This is a genomic window from Streptomyces sp. NPDC101225, assembly GCF_044767585.1.
GTDB lineage: Bacteria > Actinomycetota > Actinomycetes > Streptomycetales > Streptomycetaceae > Streptomyces.
The window spans coordinates 352195-371446 of the sequence record NZ_JBIWOE010000006.1; the positions used below are offsets into that span (position 1 = coordinate 352195).

Here is a 19252-nt window from a genome sequence, read left to right on the forward strand (position 1 = left end):
GGCGTCTACCACGTGTGAGCCTGCGGACATGCCGACTTTCGACCTGTACGCCACGGATCCCGGTGACCCCCACTGGCAGGTACCTGCGAACGGCGCGGCCCGCTTCAGCTGGGAGTACGACGACGGCAGAGACCGTCTGCTCGCCCTGTACCAGAAGGGCAAGGACAAGCAGTGGGACGGGCAGAAGCGGATCGACTGGGACCTGGAGGTCGATCCCCACGACCCGCTCGGCACCCCGGACGAGTCGATGTCGCTGTACGGCACCAAGCACTGGGCCAAGCTCACGGAGAAGGACAAGGGCGAGCTGCGCAAGCACTACGCCTCCTGGCAGTTCAGCCAGTTCCTGCACGGCGAGCAGGGCGCGATGGTCTGCGCGGCACGGATCGTGGAGTCGGTCCCGGACCTGGACGCGAAGTTCTACTCGGCGACCCAGACGATGGACGAGGCACGGCACGCGGAGATCTACGCCCGCTTCCTGCAGGAGAAGGTCGGGATGCTCTACCCGATCAACGACAACCTCCGGTCCCTGCTGGGCGACACGCTCCGCGACAGCCGCTGGGACATGCCCTACCTCGGCATGCAGGTCCTGATCGAGGGCCTGGCCCTCGCCGCCTTCGGCATGATCAGGGACACCACCGACAAGCCCCTGCCCCAGCAGATCCTCGCCTACGTCATGCAGGACGAGGCCCGGCACGTGGCCTTCGGGCGGATGGCGCTGCGCGACTACTACCACCAGCTCAGCGACGCCGAACTGCGCGAGCGCGAGGAGTTCGTCATCGAGGGCTGCTACCTGATGCGCGACCGGCTGCGCGGGGTCGAGGTCCTGGAGAACTTCGGCATCCCGACGGCCGAGGCGGAGGAGTACAGCGAACGGTCCGAGTTCCTCGCGCTCTTCCGCAAGCTGCTCTTCTCCCGCATCGTCCCCTGCGTCAAGGACATCGGCCTGTGGGGCAAGCGCCTCCAGGAGGCCTACGTCGACATGGGCGTCTTCGAACTCGGCGACTCGAACCTGGACCTGCTGATGGCCCAGGACGAGGAGATCGCCGAACACCTGGACGCGGAGCGCTTCGCCGCGGAGGAGCGGGAGCGCGTGGCGGAGGTGACGGACGCGATCGAGGCGGGCCGCTAGGGGGTGTCGGCGCCAGACCGGGCCGAGCAGCCCAGTCCGTCCGGCACCTCCGGCACCTCCGGCACCTCCGGCACCTCCGGCGGCACCGGTTCCGCGCCGCGCGCCGGGAACGGCGTCCGCGGGATGAAGGCGTACGGCGTGGGGCCGTCGGTCTCATCCGGTGGAGTTCAGCACGGACTCCATCACGCTCCGGGCGATCGGCGCCGCCAGCCCGCCCCCGGTGATGTCCTCGCGGTCCGCCGAGCCGTCCTCCACCACCACGGCGACCGCGACCCGCGGCTCCGCGTCGCCCTCGCCCTGCGCCCACGACACGAACCAGGCGTACGGGATGCCGGCGTTGCCGATGCCGTGCTGGGCGGTGCCGGTCTTGCCGCCGACGATCGCGCCGGGGATGGCGGCGTTCGTGCCGGTGCCGTCCGTCACGACGTCCTCCATCAGCTCCTTCAACCGGTCGGCCGTCTCCGGGCGCATCGCCGCGCGCGCGGGACGCGAACCCGCCGTGGCCACGGTGGCACCCGCGTTCGTGGTCGTCCGCTCCACCAGGTACGGCGAGCGCACCTGCCCGTGGTTCGCCACGGCCGCCGCGACCATCGCCATCTGCAGCGGCGTGGCCCGCGTGTTGTACTGCCCGATCGACGACAGCGCGAGCTGCGCCCGGTCCATCGAGGTGTCGAAGGTGCTCGGCGCCACGGAGAAGGGGATGCGCAGCCGTGTGTTGTTGAAGCCGAAGGCCTGCGCCGTCCGCGCCATGTCCGCCACGCCCACGTCGACGCCGAGCTTCGCGAACACGGTGTTGCAGGACCATTCGAAGGCGTCCCGCAGCGGGGCGTTCCCGCATCCGTCGCCCTCGTTCACCAGCGTGGTCCGGGTGCCGGGCAGGCGATAGGGGTCGGGCGAGTCGGTCGGCCCGTCGAGATCCGTGACGACGCCCGCGTCCAGCGCCGCCGCCGCGGTGACCACCTTGAACGTCGAACCCGGCGGATACGTCTGGCGCACCGCCCGGTTGAGCATCGGCTTGTCCGGATCGGCGTTCAGCCGGGCCCAGGAGCGGGCCGTCGCCGCGGCGTTCCCCGACAGCGTGCTCGGGTCGTAGGACGGACTCGACACCAGCGCCAGCACCCGGCCGGTCGCCGGCTCGATCGCCGCCACCGCGCCCTTGCGCCCGTCGAGTCCCTCGTACGCCGCCCGCTGGGCGGCCGGGTCGAGCGTCGTCACGATGTCGCCGCCCCGGTTGCGGGCCCGCGTGAGTCCGTTCACCAGGGGGAAGGCCGAGAGGGCCGGGTCGGTGCCGGACAGGACCGGGTCCTTGACGTGCTCCAGCAGGGTCGTGCCGTACACCTGCGAGGCGAAGCCCGTGACGGGGGCGTACAACGGGCCGTCGCGGTAGGTCCGTTCGTAGCGGAGCTGCTCGCCGGAGTCCCGGGAGCCGGTGACCGGCTCGCCGCCGACCAGGATGTCGCCGCGCGGCTGGTGGTAACGGGCGATCTGGGAGCGCCGGTTGGCGTGGTTGTCGTCGTAGGAGCGGGCCTTGACGATCTGGATGCGGGCGGCGTTGACCAGGAGCGCGGCCAGCAGGAGGACGCAGAAGAAGCCGGCGTGCCGGATGTGCTTCGCCATCAGGGGACCGCCTCCCCGTCGTACTGGCTGCGGGCCGAGTCGCTCACCCGGATCAGCAGCGCCACGATCGCCCAGTTGGTGACCACCGACGAGCCTCCTTGCGCGAGGAACGGCATCGCCATGCCGGTCAGCGGGATCAGCCCGGTCACCCCGCCCGCGATCACGAACACCTGGAGCGCCACGATCGAGGACAGCCCGACCGCGAGCAGCCGGCCGAACGGGTCGCGCAGCGCGAGTCCGGCCCTGAAGCCGCGCTCCACGAGGAGGCCGTAGAGGAGGAAGAGCGCGGACAGGCCCGCCAGTCCCAGCTCTTCGCCGGCCGTCGCGAGGATGAAGTCCGACTTCACCGCGAAGCCGATGAGGATCCCGTGGCCGAGGCCCAGTCCGGTACCGAGGACGCCGCCCGCGGCGAACGCGAACAGGGACTGGGCGATCTGGTTGGGGCCCTGGCCGGCGTCGATCGACGCGAAGGGGTGCAGCCAGTCCTGGACCCGGCCGTGCACATGCGGCTCCAGCCAGCCGACGGCCACCGCGCCGAGCGCCGCCAGCAGCAGGCCGACGGCGATCCAGCCGGTGCGGCCGGTGGCGACGTAGAGCAGGACGACGAACAGGCCGAAGAAGAGCAGCGAGGTGCCGAGGTCGCGCTCCAGCACCAGCACGCCGACGCTCAGCAGCCAGACGGCGAGGATCGGGCCCAGGACCCGGCCGGTGGGCAGCTGGAGGCGCCTGAACCGCCCGATGCGGCGGCCGGTGCAGGCGAGCGCGTTGCGGTTGGCCGCGAGGTAGGCGGCGAAGAAGACCGCCAGCAGCACCTTCGCGAACTCGCCCGGCTGGATGGAGAATCCGGCGATCCGGATCCAGATGCGGGCCCCGTTGACGGCGGGGAAGAGGATCGGGAGCAGCAGCAGGGCGAGGGCGGCGACGACGCAGACATAGGCGTAGCGCTGCAGCAGCCGGTGGTCGCGGAGCATCAGGACGACCACGGTGAACAGGGTCATGCCCAGCGTGGACCAGACGAGCTGGGTGGGGGCCGCGTGGTCGTGGGGGGTCTCCAGGTCGAGCCGGTAGATCAGCACCAGGCCGAGGCCGTTGAGCAGCACCCCGATGGGCAGCAGCAGCGGGTCGGCGTACGGGGCGCGCAGCCGTACCGCGGCGTGGGCCATGAGCGCGAGCGCACCGAGCCCGGCGCCGTAGCCCGCGGCGCCGGGTGGGACGCTGCCGGTCCTGGCGAGGCCGACGGCGCAGTAGCCGTACACGGAGAGCAGGACGGCGAGGGCGACGAGGGCGAGTTCGACGCCGCGCCGCCGGGGCAGACGGACCGCGCGTACGGCGGTGCCCGCCTGCTCCGGGGGTGTCAGCACCAGCGCGGCGGAGTCCCGATCGTGTCGATGTAGCGGGCCGAACCCCATGCCCATGTCCCGTCCGTGAGGAGGTACCAGAGTTTGTTGCCCTGCACGCTCTGGCCCGAGGTCTTGCAGAAGATCGAGACCCGCTCGCCCCGGTGGGCCACGCGGATCACCTGGCTGCCGCGGTTCGGCGCGCTGCGCAGCAGCAGTTCGCCCGCGGTGACGACGCCCTGGTAGTGGCGCTGGAGGCCCTGGCCGCCTTGGCCGCCCTGGCCGCCCTGGCCGTTCTGGTCCCAGCCGTCGTGCTGGGCCGAACCGGCCGCGGGGTCGCCGCCGCCGCCGTCCCAGTCGTCGTCCGCGAGTGCCGGTGCGACGGCCACGGAGGTGATGAGGGCGCCGGCGGCGGTGGTTATCGCGACGCGGGTGAGAACGGTACGCAAGGACATGGCAGATACCTCCACGAACGGGGGCGAAGCTGACTATCCGCCACGTTAGGAGCAGCGCCAGGGGGTCGCGCGTCGTGGTGGGCCAGTGGAGCGGCCGCCCGCCGGGGCGCCCAGGAGGGGCGCCCAGGAGGGGCGCGGGGAACCGCGCGACAAGCCCCGCCGTCCCGCGCGCGGCGAACCGCCACCGGTACCGGGCTCTTCCGCCCGCTCCTAGCGGAGCGTCAGCGTCGCGACCGCTCCGCCGTTCACCGCGTTCGCGAACTCCAGCCGGGCGCCCAGCACCTCCGCCTGGCCGGCGGCGATGGTCAGCCCGAGCCCGTGCCCCTTCGCGCCGCCTTCGGTGCGGAACCGCTGCGGGCCGTGTTCGAGGAGGTAGTCCGGATACCCGTCCCCGTGGTCCCGTACGGTCACCACCGGACCGTCGACGGTCAGGGACACCGGCGCGCGGCCGTGCTTGTGCGCGTTCGCGACCAGGTTGCCCAGGACCCGCTCCAGGCGCCGCCGGTCCGTCTCCACCCGGGCGTCCGCGAGGACGACGACCGAGGTGTCGGTGCCCGACGCGCGTACCACCCGGGCGGCCAGCGCGCCCAGTTCCTCGGCGTCGAGTTCCAGCCGTTCCCGGCCGGTGTCCAGCCGGGAGATCTCCAGCAGGTCCTCGGTGAGCGTGCGCAGCGCGGCCACCCGGTCCCGCACCAGCTCCGTCGGCCGCCCCGGCGGCAGCAGCTCGGCCGCCGCGTGCAGCCCGGTCAGCGGGGTGCGCAGCTCGTGCGCCACGTCCGCGGTGAACCGCTGCTCGCTCAGCAGCTTGCCCTGGAGCGAGGCCGCCATGGAGTCCAGCGCGGCGGCGACCGAGGCCACCTCGTCCTGGGGGTGCGTCGGGTCCTTCGTCCGGGGATCGTCGACGCGCGCGTCCAGGTCGCCCGCGCTGATCCGCCGGGCCACCTGTGCCGTGGCGTGCAGCCGCCGGGTCACCCGGGTCACCGAGAACGCGCCCACCAGCAGCGTCACCCCGATCGCCAGGCCCGAGGACCACAGGATCGCCCGGTCGAGCCCGGCGATCGTCCGGGACTGCTGCGCGTAGTCGACCTGGACCGCCAGCGCCCGGTCCCGGTCGGCGGGACCCGCCGCCCACATCGTGGGATGACCGTTCAGGTCGGAGACCATCGTGCCGCGGTCCCCGCGCACCGCCAGCGCCCGCAGCGCCCTCGGCAGCCCCGCCGGATCCACGCCCGTGCCCGGCAGCAGCGTGTCACCGGCCTCGTACGCCTTCGTCGCGTCCGACAGCCGCGACAGCGCGAGTCCGCGGGCCTGGCCGACGGTCTGGTTGGTCACCGACACATGCACGAGCACACCGAGCATCGCGGCGAGCGCGCAGCACATCACGGTGATGAAGACGGCGGCCTTCACGGCGAGCGTGCCGGCCCACTGGGGTAGCCCGAGCCGCGTCACGGGGTGGCCGAGGGGGAGGCGGAGGAGGGGGTCGCGGAGGGCGCCGCCGAGGGTTTCGAGGGGCGCTCGCGCTTGCCGATGTGCAGCATCTCGTCGTGCGTGAGCAGCATGACCCGCTGATCGGGGTCCCAGGTCCACTGGAACCGGTACTCGTAGTCCGACAGGTCGGACGGCGCGTGGATGATCACGGAGCGCCCGGCCAGCTCGACCCCGCTCACGGCGTCGTTGTTGGACATCACCTGGATCACCCGGCCGCCGTGGACGGTGTAGACGCGCACCGCCGTCTGGTTGCCGGGCAGCAGCCGGAAGCCCAGCGTCAGGTCGGGGTGCCCGTCACCGGTGATGTCGCGGTAGTACGGCTTGAGCAGCGGACATCTGGGGTCGGCAGGCTCCTTGCCGCAGTAGGCCATCCGGCGCACGGTCTCGCGGTACGGCGCCTTCGAGCCGGCGTAGTCGTCCGGGTGCTGGGCGATCTCCGCCCGCACGAGCGCCGCCGGGTCCAGCTTGCGCAGGTCCCCGCCGGGAGCCGTCACGCCCTTCATGGTCTCGGCGTCGCCGTTGTCGTACTTCCAGGCCGGGCTGGCCGCGGGCGTCAGGCTCGGCCACAGCCTGGCCGGGCTGGTCGCGGTCGGGGTCCGCCCCGCGCCCTTCAGGTCGCCCGCGTCGCCGCAGCCCGCCGCCAGGCTGCCGAGAACGGCGACGGCGAGCGCGGTGCGGGCGGCGCGGAGGCGGAGCACGGTACTCCTGTGGCTGGGAACGATCGCTGACCCGGTACACCCTATTCGTGTGGCGAAACGATTACCTCGTTACTCGGCCAGCTCCTCCAGCAGCCGGGCCGTCGGCAGACCCGCCCGCAGATACTCCACGAACAGGTCGTTGTGCAGCGCCCACGGCGAGCGGCGGGACCGGATCAGCCGGATCGCCTGCTCGGCGGAGTGCCCGCGGTGCACCAGGGCGTGCGCGATCACCAGCCCCGATCGGTTGTAGCCGTGGTAACAGCGGACGAGGACCTTGCGGCCCTCGTCCAGTGCCTCGCTCGCGGCCTGTGCCAGACGCATCACGCCCGCGAGCTGTGTGCCGTCCAGCGGCCCGTCCGGTATCGCCCAGACATGGTGCTCCACCCCGGGGTCGGGCCCGTGTCCGGGCAGTCTCAGCAGGGTCTGCACGAGATCGAACTCGTCCCGTACGACCGCGAACTCCAGATCGCCCGTCCGGTTCCTGAACTGGTGCCCGCCCATCCACAGACCGGGCACGATCTCGCTCCACGGACGGTCCGGAGCCGGTACGTCGGGCTGCTTCCTGCGGGTACGCAACAACGCCTCCCCAAGTCCCCCTCCCAACTCCTCCCAAAGGTAGCCGTCTTCTTGCCTGGGGAGCACCCCGCCTGTTCCCATGGTCAGGGGTGATGGCGCAATGACCGGACTGCGAGTCATACCGTCCTGGCGGCACGGCCAGGAGCGGCTCTACGTTTGCCACACGGACGGGCGGAACATCGCCTGGTACGACCGCGAGGCCGCGCGGGTCAACCTGCTCAGCGAGGGCGAGGAGGACGGCGTGCTCGAAGCGCTGGGCCCCTTCCTGACCGGCCCGGTGACGGTCGGGCCGCCGCCGGTCCCGAACCCGGCCGAGCTGGCCCGGCTCTCCCTCCACCCGGACGACGACCTGGCGCCCAACCGGCCCGGCGAGGCCCTGCTGATCGCGCTGGACCGGGAACCCGGACCGGCCCACCGGCTGCGCCCGGACCCGCGCCGCAAGGCGCTGGCGGCGGAGCAGTCGGTCGGCGAGGCCCTGGACGCCCTCGACGGCGCGGGCTGGCACGCGCTGCACTCGGTGCCGCTGCCCGGCGGCGACCGCATCCACCATCTGGCGATCGGGCCGGGCGGTCTGTACGCCGTCCACACGCTGTACGCCCGCAAGCAGCGGGTGACGGTCGCGGACCCCATGGTCACGCTGGGCCGCCGCGCCCCCGAGCCGCTGCTGCGCCGCGTCCGCGCCGGCGCGGACCGGGCGTCGTACGCGCTGACCGCCGAGGTCCATCCGGTCCTGGCGCTCACGGAGCCCGCGGAGGTCTCGGTCCCGGCCCCGCTCCGCGAGGTCCGCGTCCTGCGGGACACGGAGCTCACGGGCCTGACCCGGCTCGGCGGCGTCCTGAAGCCGGCGGACGTGGAGGCACTCCACGCGATGGCCCGGGACCGACGGACGTGGCGGAGGGTCTGAACGGCGGGGTCGTGAGCCGTGTGGGTGTGAGCGGCGGGGTCGTGAGCCGTGTGGGTGTGAGCGGCGGGGTCGTGAGCCGTGCGGGTGTGAGCGGCGGGGTCGTGAGCCGTGCGGGTGTGAGCGGCGGGTTCCTGAGCCGTGCGGTGTGAGCGGCGGTGGGTGTGAGCGGCGGCTGAGCCGTGTGGGGGGGGGCGAGGGCGCGCAGGCCCCCGCTGTGTGTGGGGGGGGCGATCAGGTCAGGGGGAGTGGGGCGGCGCCGTTCGCATCGAGCAGGGGGGCCAGCAGGTCGCCGTAGTCCTGCAGCCGGGGAGGGACGTCCGGGGCCCGGAAGACGAGTTGGGCCGGCGTCGCGCATGCCTCGACCTCGCTCCAGGTCACCGGCGCGGACACGGTGGGCTCGCGCCGGGCGCGCAGGGTGTAGGGCGTGGCGGTGGTCTTGCGGGCCGCGTTCTGGCTCCAGTCGACGAACACCTTGCCGGGCCTCAGGCTGCGCGTCATCCGGTGCAGGACGAGCTTGGGCAGGGCGCGCTCCGCCTCCACGGCGAGGCCCTTGGCGTACTCGCTGACCTGGTCGGACGGCGTCGGCCGGACAGCGGCGAGCAGATGCAGCCCCTTGGAGCCGGAGGTCTTGGCGCAGGCCCCGATCCCGTCGGCCGCCAGGCGCTCGCGCAGCCAGAGGGCAACCCGGCAGCAGTCGACGACGTCGGCGGGTGCGCCGGGGTCGAGGTCGAAGACGATCCGGTCGGCGACCCCCGGGTCCCCGACGACCCACTGGTGGGTGTGGAACTCGGTGACGAGGTTGGCCGCCCACATCAGGCTCGCCAGGTCCTGCACGAGCACCGCCCGCGCCGGGCCCTCCGTGCGCGGCACCTCGGCGGTGGTGACCCAGTCGGGCGTACCGGGGGGCACGTTCTTGGTGAAGAAGACCTGGCCGTCCGGCCCGTCGGGGTACCGCAGGAACGAGACCGGCCGATCCCGCAGGTGGGGCAGGAGGACCTCGGCGGTGGTGGCGTAGTAGTGCAGCACCTCGCCCTTGGTGAATCCGGTGGCGGGATACAGCACCTTCTCCAGGTTGCTGAGCGCGAGGCGCCTCCCCTCCACCTCCGTGATCGGCGTCATACGATGAGAATCTCACGCAAACCGCCAAGGATGGTGTAAACCGACCGAAAGGGTGCTGCACGTGCGATCCATATGGAACGGCGCCATCTCGTTCGGCCTGGTCAGCATCCCGATCAAGCTCGTGAACGCCACCGAGCACCACTCCATCTCCTTCCGCCAGATCCATGTCGAGGACGGCGGCCGCATCCGCTACCGCAAGGTCTGCGAGCTGGAGGAGAAGGAGGTCAGCGGGGCGGAGATCGGCAAGGGGTACGAGGACACGGACGGCACGATCATCCCGATCACGGACGAGGACCTGTCCCACCTGCCGCTGCCCACGGCACGGACGATCGAGATCGTGGCGTTCGTGCCGGCGGACCGTATCGACCCGCTCCAGATGGACGCGGCGTACTACCTCGCGGCAGGGGGCGCGGCGGCGGCCAAGCCGTACATCCTGCTGCGGGAGGCGCTGAAGCGCAGCAACAAGGTGGCCATCGCGAAGTTCGCCCTGCGGGGCAAGGAACGTCTGGGCATGCTGCGCGTGGTCGGCGACGCCATCGCCATGCACGGCCTCCTGTGGCCGGACGAGGTACGCACCCCCGAGGGCGTCGCCCCCGAGACGGACATCAGCGTCAACGACAAGGAACTCGACCTCGCGGACGCCCTGATGGACACCCTGGGCGAGATCGACCTCGAAGAACTCCACGACGAGTACCGCGAGGCCCTGGAGGAGGTCGTGGCGGCGAAGGCCGCCGGCGAGGCACCTCCGCAGTCCCCCGAACCGGCCAGCGGCGGCAAGGTCCTCGACCTCATGGCAGCCCTCGAGAACAGTGTCAAGGCCGCCAGGGAATCCCGCGGCGAACCCGCCACGGAGGAGGCGGAGATCAGAAAACTCCCACGAAAGACGGCGAAGAAGCCGGCGCCCAAGAAGACCGCGGCGAAGAAGACGACGGCGAAGTCCGCACAGGCCACGAAGAAGACGGCCGCGAAGAAGACGACGTCGAAGAAGACCCCGGCGAAGAAATCGACGCCACGCAAGCGCTCGGCCTGATACGCGAGGTCACATGCGACGTCCGGGCTTCTCGTCGTCCGCCTCGCTCATCCGCGCCCGGCACACCCACCGCGCAAGCCCACCGACGAGGAGAGACACGATGATCGCCCCCCAGTCGATGACATGCGGCAGCCCGGGAAAGAACCCGAAGAAGGCGATGCATGCGGCGAAGGCAGCGAGGAACGCGCCGTTCCCGACCCACCTTCGTCGCACCTCCCAGCTCCGACGCGACGCTTCCGTCCCTGGTCCAGGGCGTTGATCCGGCATGAGGACACTCACTTCGTGATGCTGTGGCACTGGCTCACCCGCGGGACCCCATTGACGTAGAGGCGCGCGCACGCCTTGCCGTAACGAGCCAGCGTCTGCGGGGAGTTGTTCCGCATGGGATCGATCTTGCACTCGTTGTGCGTCCGGCCCCGTGAGGTGCGGTACGTCCTGTTGCTCGTGTCGCGGTAGGTGAAGTCGATCCGCCAGTTGCAGAACCCGCTGCCGAGCGCTCCGACGAACGCGCAGTCGACGCCGGCGTTCTGATAGGTGATCCGCCTGCCACTCCCGCGGATGACATGAGTGAACAGACATCCGGTCGGCACTTTCACGGTCATGCCGCCCACGCTGTAGTCGAAGGTCTTCACCGGAGTCGTACCGACGGCCCCGGCCGAGGCGTTCGTCGGAGCGGTCAGGAGCAGGGCTCCAGCCGCCGTGAGAGCAGTGGCGAGACGGGCGGTGCAGTGCAAGAGCAAGGCGACTCCCCTTCTGGGATCGTGTGTGATCACCAGGACAACCGCGCCCCCGGGCGTCGAGTCGCTGTTCAGTTGGCGGATTCACCGTGTTAAGTGATCAAGGCACTACTGCGCTGACCAGCTGAAACGTTCCCGTTCCGCAGCAGGCCGTGGTGTCCGCAGGTGGGGGCGTCGTGGTCCCGTGTTCAGGGAGTCCCTCCGCCCCCCTCGGCCTCCCGGAACGCCCCCAGAATCCGCTCCGCCGCCAGTGTCGCCGTCAGTTCGCCGTTTCTCACCCGTTGTTCGAGGGCCGGGGCGAGGGAGCGTACGGAGGGGGCGTTGCGCAGGCGGTCGAGGAGTTCGTCGTGGACCATGGTCCAGGTCCAGTCGACCTGCTGGTCGCGACGCTTGGTGGTGAGGCGGCCGGTGGTGTCGAGGAGGGCGCGGTGTTGCTCGACACGGTCCCAGACCGTGTCCAGCCCGGTGGATTCCCGGGCACTGCAGTGCAGGACCGGCGGCGTCCAGGCGGCGTCCTTGCCGTGCATCAGTCGAAGCGCGCCCGCCAGCTCCCGCGCTGCGGCACGGGCATCGCGCTCGTGCGGTCCGTCCGCCTTGTTGACGGCGATCACGTCGGCCAGCTCCAGGACCCCCTTCTTGATGCCCTGCAACTGGTCGCCCGTGCGCGCCAGCGTCAACAGCAGGAAGGAGTCGACCATGTTGGCGACCGCGGTCTCCGACTGCCCGACACCGACCGTCTCCACCAGGACCACGTCGTAGCCGGCCGCCTCCATCACGACGATCGACTCCCGCGTCGCCTTGGCCACCCCGCCGAGCGTCCCGGCCGTGGGGGAGGGCCGGATGAAGGCCGCGGGGTCCACGGCCAGACGCTCCATCCGCGTCTTGTCGCCGAGGATGGAGCCTCCCGTGCGGGTCGACGAGGGGTCCACGGCAAGGACCGCGACCCGGTGCCCGAGCCCCGTCAGCATCGTCCCGAACGCGTCGATGAACGTCGACTTCCCGACCCCGGGCACCCCGCTGACCCCGATCCGCCGCGCCTTCCCGCTGTACGGCAGCAGCTCGGTCAGCAACCGCTGCGCCAGCGCCCGGTGCGCGGGCCGGGTGGACTCGACGAGCGTGATGGCGCGCGCGACGATCGCACGCTTCCCGTCGAGCACACCCTTCACATACGTGTCGAGTTCGATCACAGCTCGTGCCCGAGACCGTCCGCCAGCCGCCGTACGAGGTCGTGGGCCGCGTCCGGGATCACCGTCCCGGGCGGGAAGACGGCCGCCGCGCCCATCTCCAGCAGCGTGGGCACGTCCTGCGGCGGGATCACCCCGCCCACCACGATCATGATGTCCTCGCGCCCCTCCTCGGCCAGTTGCTCCCTGAGTGCCGGCACCAGCGTGAGATGCCCGGCGGCCAGCGAGGACACCCCGACGATGTGCACGTCCGCCTCGACGGCCTGACGCGCCACCTCGCCCGGCGTCTGGAACAGCGGGCCGACGTCCACGTCGAAGCCGAGGTCGGCGAAGGCGGTGGCGATCACCTTCTGGCCGCGGTCGTGGCCGTCCTGGCCCATCTTGGCGACCAGGATGCGCGGACGGCGCCCCTCGGCCTCCTCGAAGGCGGACACGAGGGCTCGGGTACGGTCCACCGACGGCGACTCCCCGGCTTCGTTGCGGTACACGCCCGTGATGGTACGGATCTGGCTCGCGTGCCGGCCGTACACCTTCTCCAGCGCGTCCGAGATCTCCCCGACGGTGGCCTTGGCCCGGGCGGCGTCCACCGCCAGCTCCAGCAGGTTGCCCCGGCCGTCGGCGGCCCGCGTCAGCGCGTCCAGCGCGTCCCGGCACGCCGTCTCGTCCCGCTCCGCCCGCAGCCGCCGCAACTTCTCGACCTGCTGCGCCCGGACGGAGGAGTTGTCGACCTTGAGCACCTCGATCTGCTCGTCGCCGGCGCCGTTCTCGGGGCGGTACTTGTTGACGCCGATGACCGGCTGCCGCCCGGAGTCGATCCGGGCCTGGGTGCGGGCCGCGGCCTCCTCGATGCGCAGCTTGGGCAGGCCGGCGTCGATCGCCTTGGCCATGCCGCCCGCCTGCTCCACCTCCTGGATGTGCTGCCAGGCCCTGCGCGCGAGGTCGTAGGTCAGCCGCTCCACATAGGCGCTGCCGCCCCAGGGGTCGATCACCCGCGTCGTCCCCGACTCCTGCTGGATCAGCAGCTGCGTGTTGCGCGCGATGCGGGCCGAGAAGTCGGTGGGCAGCGCGAGCGCCTCGTCGAGGGCGTTGGTGTGCAGCGACTGCGTGTGCCCCTGCGTCGCCGCCATCGCCTCGACGCACGTACGCGTGACGTTGTTGAACACGTCCTGCGCGGTCAGCGACCAGCCCGAGGTCTGCGAATGGGTACGCAGGGAAAGGGACTTGGCGTTCTTCGGCTCGAACTGCCTCACCAGCTTCGCCCACAGCAGCCGCGCCGCCCGCAGCTTGGCGACCTCCATGAAGAAGTTCATGCCGATCGCCCAGAAGAACGACAGCCGCGGCGCGAACGCGTCGACGTCGAGGCCGGCTTCACGCCCCGCGCGGATGTACTCCACCCCGTCGGCGAGCGTGTACGCCAGCTCCAGGTCGGCCGTGGCACCGGCCTCCTGGATGTGGTAGCCGGAGATGGAGATGGAGTTGTAGCGCGGCATCCGCTGCGAGGTGAAGGCGAAGATGTCGGAGATGATCCGCATCGACGGCTTCGGCGGATAGATGTAGGTGTTGCGGACCATGAACTCCTTGAGGATGTCGTTCTGAATGGTCCCGGCCAGCTTCTCGGGCGGTACGCCCTGCTCCTCCGCCGCCACGATGTAGAGCGCGAGCACCGGCAGCACGGCACCGTTCATCGTCATCGACACGGTCATCCGGTCCAGCGGGATGCCGTCGAAGAGCTGCCGCATGTCGTAGATCGAGTCGATGGCGACGCCCGCCATGCCGACGTCGCCCGTCACCCGCGGGTGGTCACTGTCGTAACCCCGGTGCGTGGGCAGGTCGAAGGCGACCGACAGCCCCTTCTGGCCGGCCGCCAGATTGCGCCGGTAGAAGGCGTTGGACTCCTCCGCGGTCGAGAAGCCCGCGTACTGCCGAATGGTCCACGGCTGGTTGACGTACATCGTCGGATACGGCCCGCGCAGGTACGGCGCCATACCCGGGTACGTGCCGAGGAAGTCGAGGCCCTCCAGGTCACGGCCGGTGTAGAGCGGCTTGACCGCGATGCCCTCCGGCGTCTCCCACAGCGGCTCCTCCCCGCCCGTGGCCTGCTTGACGGCCGTACGCCACGCGTCGGCGCCGCCGTCGGCGACCGGGGTGCCCAGCTCGATCCCGGAGAAGTCGGGGACGGAAGGGACGGACATCAGGACACTCCCATGCGGTCGAGGGCGGCGGACAGCACGGCGACGGCGTCGCAGCCCGCGAAGACGTAACTGTCGACGTCGGAGTACGGTCCGGGGCGGCCCGCCAGGAACACGTGCCCGGCGCCCGCCGACCTGAACTCGGCGGCCACGGTCGCGGCCTGCTCCTCGTACAGCGCGTCACTGGAGCACAGGCACACCTCGCCGGCGCCGCTCTCCTCGAACGTGCCCTCCGCCACGGCCTCGATACCGCCGGCCTGGAAGAGGTTCGAGGCGAAGGTGAGACGCGCGGTGTGCGCGGCGGCCGGGCCCAGCGCGGCCAGGAAGATCCGCGGCCGGGACCCGGTGGCGGCGAGATGGGCGTCGGACCGGGCGCGCAGCGCCTCGTACGCCTCGTCGCGGCGGACCCGCGGCAGCCCGCCGGACCGGGGCTCGGGAGCGGGCTCCCGGACGACGGCCTGCTCGGCGAGGAACGGGAACTCGCTGACCCCGGTGACCGGTTCGCGCCGCTTGGCGAGCTTGCCGGTACGCGCCTGCCAGGTCTCCGCCAGATCCCGCTCGATCTGCCCGGAGCGCAACGCGGCCGCCTGGCCGCCCGCCCGCTCGATCCGCCGGAAGAACTCCCAGCCGGCGTGCGCGAGTTCGTCCGTCAGCCGCTCCACGTACCAGGAGCCGCCCGCCGGGTCGATCACCCGGGCGAGATGCGACTCCTCGACGAGGATCGTCGACGTGTTGCGGGCGATGCGCCGGGCGAAGGCGTCGGGCAGGCCGAGCGCGTCGTCGAACGGCAGCACGGTCACCGCGTCGGCACCACCGACGCCGGCGGCCAGCGTGGCGATCGTCGTCCGCAGCATGTTCACCCAGGGGTCGCGGCGCGTCATCATCACCGGCGAGGTGACCGCGTGCTGCACCTGCGCGCTCGGCGCCCCGCACACCTCGGTCACCCGCGCCCACAGCCGGCGCGCGGCGCGCAGCTTGGCGATGGTCAGGAACTGGTCCGCGGTGGCGGCGTACCGGAACTCCATCTGGGCGGCGGCCTGTTCGGGGGTCAGCCCGGCCGCGGTCAGCTCGCGCAGACCGGCCACGCCGGTCGCCAGCGAACAGCCGAGCTCCTGGGCGGCGGAGCCGCCGGCCTCGTGGTAGGGGAGCGCGTCCACGGTCAGGGCGCGCAGCCCCGGGTAGCGCTCGGAGCAGAGCCGCGCGAGCGGGACGACGTCGGCGAAGGCGTAGCCCTTCCCGGTGCGGGCCTCGTGCCCGAGCGGATCGGCACCGAGGTTGCCGCGGACGGCGTCCCGGGAGACACCGCGCTCCTCATAAATCCGCAGCAACTCACGTGCGGCGGAAGGAACTTCACTCCCCGCGTCGAGAACGACCGGAGCGAGATCGAGATAGACACCGTCGAGAACCCGCCCGAGCTCCGCGACCGGGAAGCCGCCCTCGCCGAGGACCAGCCAGAGCGAGGTGACGCCGTTCTCCAGGTCCGCGAGCACGAGGCCGTCGGAGGCCGTCGTGTGCCGCTGGCGCAGGTCCCAGCCGCCGACGGTGCCGCCCTCGGGGCGACCGCCGCGGACGTAGGGTGCGAAACCGGGCAGACCGGGATCGGCTGCGGTGTCGCGCGCGGTGTAGAGAGGACGGGTACGCAACCCGTCCTCCAGGGCAGTGGACAGAGCATCCTCGGCGGCCGTACCCGAGACGTCCTTGCCCGACTTGCGCAGCACACCCGCCACCAGGTGCTGCCACTGCTCGTGGGTTGCGTCAGGGAACTCGGCGGCCGTCGAGAGCCCGTCGTCAGGCAGGACCGTCATGCTCGGATGCTAGGCCAGAGGTCCAAAGGAGCAGCAGAGGGAAGGGCTGTGACGTTGTTCTCCTGCGGGTTGTGACCTGGGTCTCCGGGGGATGTCCGGCAGGCGGGGAAGCGGATGGAACGGGGACGGAGGGTAGGAGCGGGTGGCTGTGGGCGGGGCGGGGGCGGCGAGTGCCGCGAGTGCCGCGGGTACGGCGGGTACGGCAGGTACGGCAGGTACGGCAGGTACGGCAGGTACGGCAGGTACGGCAGGTACGGCGAATATGGCGGATGGAGCGAATGTGGCGGATGGAGCGGATGGAGCGGATGGGGCGGATACGCGGTCGCAGGCGTCCGGCTGAGGCATCCCTGCGCCGTCACGGGACGGCGGTCATCGCTGCCGCCACCGTGCGTAGGGGTCGCCGGACGCGGACGAGCACACCATCGGCGTCCCGCGGTCGGTCACTCCGGTCGCGCCCACGGGGGAGCAGAAGGCGCCCGGGTGCACGAAGACGCCAGCGGAGTGGGAGGGCGTCCCGCCCGGTGGGGACACGCCGACCTGTCGCATCCTGGCGCCGGTGATCACTCCGCCCGAGACCTGATACGTACCGCTGTAGAGCTTGACCGCGCCGGAGGTCTGCGTGGCCTCCAGCCTGACGGCCACCGTAGGCCCGGACACCCGGAGTATGTGGAGGCGGTCGTGAGCCGTGCCGGCGAAGGCGGCCACGAAGCTGCCGTACGTCGGGCTGAACCGCTTGCCGCCGAGATTCCACGCGGTGCGGTAGTGGTGCGCGTTGATGGCGTCGTAGTAGGCCCGGACCACGGCGCTGGGCCCACGCGATGCTTGTGCCGACGGCGGCGGGGGAGAGGGGGCTGTCGTGGCCGTGGCTGTGGTAGTGGCCATGGTCCTGGTACTCGACGGCGGCGGGGTGGCGGTCCCTCCGGAACTCGGCGAGGTGCAGGCGGCGGTGGCGGTGACCACGGTCAGGACCAAGGCGGGGAGAAGTGTTCGGCGCATCGCCATCACCAGCCGACAGTTGTGCAGCGTGGACGCGATCGCGCCACCCCTCGACCATCCAGCGGCCCCGGCGGACCGAAGCAGGGGCCGAAGGACCCTCATGCGACCGCCGTTCGGCCCGGTAGGTGTGGCGGTCGGGAGACAGTCGCCGGTGGAGTGCGCTCTACGGCTGCCCTCGGCAGGGAGGACGGACGAGCGTGGGCGCCGCGTCGGCAAGGCACCGTGCCGCCCAGGCACACCGCATCGGGACGGGGGCGGCGAGGACGCAGAACGCGTGTCCGTCTACGCGGTCCTTGAGCGCGCCTTCTGGGCCTGCCAGAAGTCGAGGTACGACAGGGCGATGACCAGCATCGGAATTGCGATCCACAGCAGGGCAACACGGAGCTGACCCCCTGTCAGAGTGGCGACCAGGACCACGGCGAGGGCGCTGACGGCGAAGCCGAAGAGCTGACGGTAGGAGCGGAAGCCACCCACCGATGCCGCTCTCAGCGCGTCCGGGTCGTCCTCCTCGGCCAACGCGGCACGCATCGGATGGCTGTCGCCCTCGCGACGCGCCTGCTGCCAGGCGAAGAACCAGCGGGCGAGCACGTAGAGAACGAACGTGCCGAGGAATATCCACCACTCGGCAGTGCCGTCGGGAAGCGCCAATGTCATGAACACCGCGTGCCCCGGGGCCCAGGGAGTAGACGGTCCCGCAACCAGGTCGTGGCTTGCTGTGCGGTGGGCCGTGGAGGCGTCTGGTCCTGTTCCGTGCGCCAGGATCTTCGAGGGGCGGGAGGCAGCAGCGCTTCAGGCACGTACGCGAAGACCCCGGCCCCAGCGTTTCCACTGGTGACGGGGTCTTTGGGCACCTCATGTTGGGTGCCCCCGGCAGGATTCGAACCTGCGCACACGGCTCCGGAGAGCAGGCGCCGGGAGTATGAAATTGGGCCTCTGAACTGGGAAAGTATCCACGGCCCGCCTTCCGCGTGCGACCCTCACTCGCTGCTCACTCAGAGGTCGGGTTCGCGGCTCCAGCACCACGGCGGACCCACCGTTGTAGTGGGCGCACCGACGACGGACTGAGGGCTGAGCGCGCGGCTTCCTTAAATTGTTCGATCGCAGCGTCGACGCGGTCATACATAGCTTCGCTCGACGGCACGTCAGTCCGGGGCGGAGCTCCTCTAGTGGTGCGCAGCGCCTCAACCGACCATGCCGCTTGCCACTCCGCGAGACAGCGCTCAACAGCTCTCGCACTTTGGGCGGCACGGGGCGGACCTTCTAGCTCTATGACTAGGGCGGCACTGTCGATGTCACGTATGAGTCCTCTGAGCCGATCCGCGGACCCTGATGGCAACTCTTGGCGCAGTATTTCCCGTTCACGCCCGGCACGGTAAAGCTCTTGGAACTGTGCGATGCACCCGAGGAATGCAACGTAGGCGTCCCTACGAACTTGCCTGCGCCAGTGATCGTGTTGTGTTGTTGCCTGCTTCCGACCGCTCACTATGGCTGAACCTATGGCGCCGCCAGCCCCCACGGCCGCGCCCAAGATGGCAGCCGCCGCGCCGACTAGCGCCACATCCCCCGCATCCATGACACTGATTGTGCCGCAGCATGCGCACACCTGTCCGCTGTGCGGCCCCAACGTGCCATATGGCCCGGAGTGATGTGCCGATAACAGGGCACAGCCGTTCTGCGCTACGGCGGAACAAGAGCGGCTAGGACTAGGACAGTGACTGCGTCAGCGGTGTGTCGTAGGCCCCGTGCGCGTTGCAGCCGAGCGTTGATGAGCTGTGCGTCCTGCCTGACCAGTGGTAGGCCCTTCAACTTTGAGCCTCCTGGCTCAAAAGGCGCCCTATCTGCATCTGCTTGGCCCCGTCACCCTGTCGATAGAACAAGTTCAACAGCTGGCTGAGTGCGTTGTGGCAAAGGGAGTCCCTGTTCGATGAACAGGGACTTCTTCGTGTGCGGGGCATGATCGCGGAGGTGTAGGGGCAGGCAGCGGACGG

General features: G+C 71.1%; 16 protein-coding genes. 3 read left to right on the forward strand and 13 right to left on the reverse strand.

All coding sequences use genetic code 11. The annotated features are described in order from the left end of the window. The first annotated feature begins 28 nt into the window (after nt 1-28). Nucleotides 29-1129 (forward strand): ferritin-like domain-containing protein, encoded by a 1101-nt coding sequence (locus ACIRPX_RS12190; RefSeq protein WP_404192080.1) that lies wholly within the window; start codon nt 29-31, stop codon nt 1127-1129. Between the two features lie 153 nt (nt 1130-1282). Here ACIRPX_RS12190 and ACIRPX_RS12195 read toward each other — a convergent pair whose 3' ends face one another. From ACIRPX_RS12195 to ACIRPX_RS12220, 6 genes are all read right to left on the reverse strand, one after another. Next, entirely contained in the window at nt 1283-2746 is a 1464-nt protein-coding gene (locus ACIRPX_RS12195) for a peptidoglycan D,D-transpeptidase FtsI family protein (protein ID WP_404192083.1), read from the reverse strand. Then, on the reverse strand, nt 2746-4155 hold the full coding sequence (locus ACIRPX_RS12200; RefSeq protein ID WP_404192156.1) for an FtsW/RodA/SpoVE family cell cycle protein: 1410 nt from the start codon (nt 4153-4155) through the stop codon (nt 2746-2748). The genes ACIRPX_RS12195 and ACIRPX_RS12200 overlap by 1 nt, the downstream gene beginning before the upstream one ends. After that, a complete protein-coding gene (locus tag ACIRPX_RS12205) occupies nt 4101-4538 on the reverse strand; it encodes an SH3 domain-containing protein (RefSeq protein WP_404192086.1) in 438 nt (145 codons plus the stop codon). The genes ACIRPX_RS12200 and ACIRPX_RS12205 overlap by 55 nt, the downstream gene beginning before the upstream one ends. A gap of 210 nt (nt 4539-4748) precedes the next feature. Then, a complete protein-coding gene (locus tag ACIRPX_RS12210) occupies nt 4749-5987 on the reverse strand; it encodes an ATP-binding protein (protein WP_404192089.1) in 1239 nt (412 codons plus the stop codon). Beyond that, the gene (locus tag ACIRPX_RS12215; RefSeq protein WP_404192092.1) at nt 5984-6724 is read right to left on the reverse strand and encodes a hypothetical protein; all 741 of its coding nucleotides are present in this window, start codon (nt 6722-6724) and stop codon (nt 5984-5986) included. The genes ACIRPX_RS12210 and ACIRPX_RS12215 overlap by 4 nt, the downstream gene beginning before the upstream one ends. A gap of 69 nt (nt 6725-6793) precedes the next feature. Further along, nucleotides 6794-7300 (reverse strand): dual specificity protein phosphatase family protein, encoded by a 507-nt coding sequence (locus tag ACIRPX_RS12220; protein WP_404192095.1) that lies wholly within the window; start codon nt 7298-7300, stop codon nt 6794-6796. Nucleotides 7301-7400: 100 nt separating this feature from the next. On the opposite strand from ACIRPX_RS12220, the gene ACIRPX_RS12225 reads away from it, so the two are divergent. Continuing rightward, a complete protein-coding gene (locus ACIRPX_RS12225; RefSeq protein ID WP_404192098.1) occupies nt 7401-8204 on the forward strand; it encodes a nuclease-related domain-containing protein in 804 nt (267 codons plus the stop codon). A gap of 231 nt (nt 8205-8435) precedes the next feature. On the opposite strand, the gene ligD is transcribed toward ACIRPX_RS12225, so the two are convergent. Then, complete coding sequence (gene ligD, locus ACIRPX_RS12230) at nt 8436-9323, reverse strand: non-homologous end-joining DNA ligase (protein WP_404192101.1); 888 nt, start codon at nt 9321-9323, stop codon at nt 8436-8438. A gap of 52 nt (nt 9324-9375) precedes the next feature. Here ligD and ACIRPX_RS12235 point away from each other — a divergent pair, with 52 nt between their 5' ends. Continuing rightward, nucleotides 9376-10353 carry a Ku protein gene (locus ACIRPX_RS12235; RefSeq protein WP_404192104.1) on the forward strand — a complete coding sequence of 326 codons (978 nt, stop codon included), beginning with the start codon at nt 9376-9378 and terminating at the stop codon, nt 10351-10353. Nucleotides 10354-10628: 275 nt separating this feature from the next. Here ACIRPX_RS12235 and ACIRPX_RS12240 read toward each other — a convergent pair whose 3' ends face one another. The 6 genes from ACIRPX_RS12240 to ACIRPX_RS12265 all read right to left on the reverse strand — a co-directional run bounded on the left by ACIRPX_RS12240 (nt 10629) and on the right by ACIRPX_RS12265 (nt 17918). After that, nucleotides 10629-11093 (reverse strand): hypothetical protein, encoded by a 465-nt coding sequence (locus ACIRPX_RS12240; RefSeq protein WP_404192106.1) that lies wholly within the window; start codon nt 11091-11093, stop codon nt 10629-10631. Between the two features lie 185 nt (nt 11094-11278). Further along, on the reverse strand, nt 11279-12277 hold the full coding sequence (gene meaB / locus ACIRPX_RS12245; protein ID WP_404192109.1) for a methylmalonyl Co-A mutase-associated GTPase MeaB: 999 nt from the start codon (nt 12275-12277) through the stop codon (nt 11279-11281). Next, complete coding sequence (scpA, locus tag ACIRPX_RS12250; protein ID WP_404192111.1) at nt 12274-14466, reverse strand: methylmalonyl-CoA mutase; 2193 nt, start codon at nt 14464-14466, stop codon at nt 12274-12276. The genes meaB and scpA overlap by 4 nt, the downstream gene beginning before the upstream one ends. Beyond that, nucleotides 14466-16268, reverse strand: a complete 1803-nt coding sequence (locus ACIRPX_RS12255) for a methylmalonyl-CoA mutase family protein (RefSeq protein WP_404192113.1) — start codon at nt 16266-16268, stop codon at nt 14466-14468. The genes scpA and ACIRPX_RS12255 overlap by 1 nt, the downstream gene beginning before the upstream one ends. A 369-nt stretch (nt 16269-16637) precedes the next feature. Continuing rightward, nucleotides 16638-17150 carry a hypothetical protein gene (locus ACIRPX_RS12260; protein ID WP_404192116.1) on the reverse strand — a complete coding sequence of 171 codons (513 nt, stop codon included), beginning with the start codon at nt 17148-17150 and terminating at the stop codon, nt 16638-16640. Nucleotides 17151-17546: 396 nt separating this feature from the next. Further along, the gene (locus ACIRPX_RS12265; protein WP_404192119.1) at nt 17547-17918 is read right to left on the reverse strand and encodes a hypothetical protein; all 372 of its coding nucleotides are present in this window, start codon (nt 17916-17918) and stop codon (nt 17547-17549) included. Nucleotides 17919-19252 lie beyond the last annotated feature (1334 nt).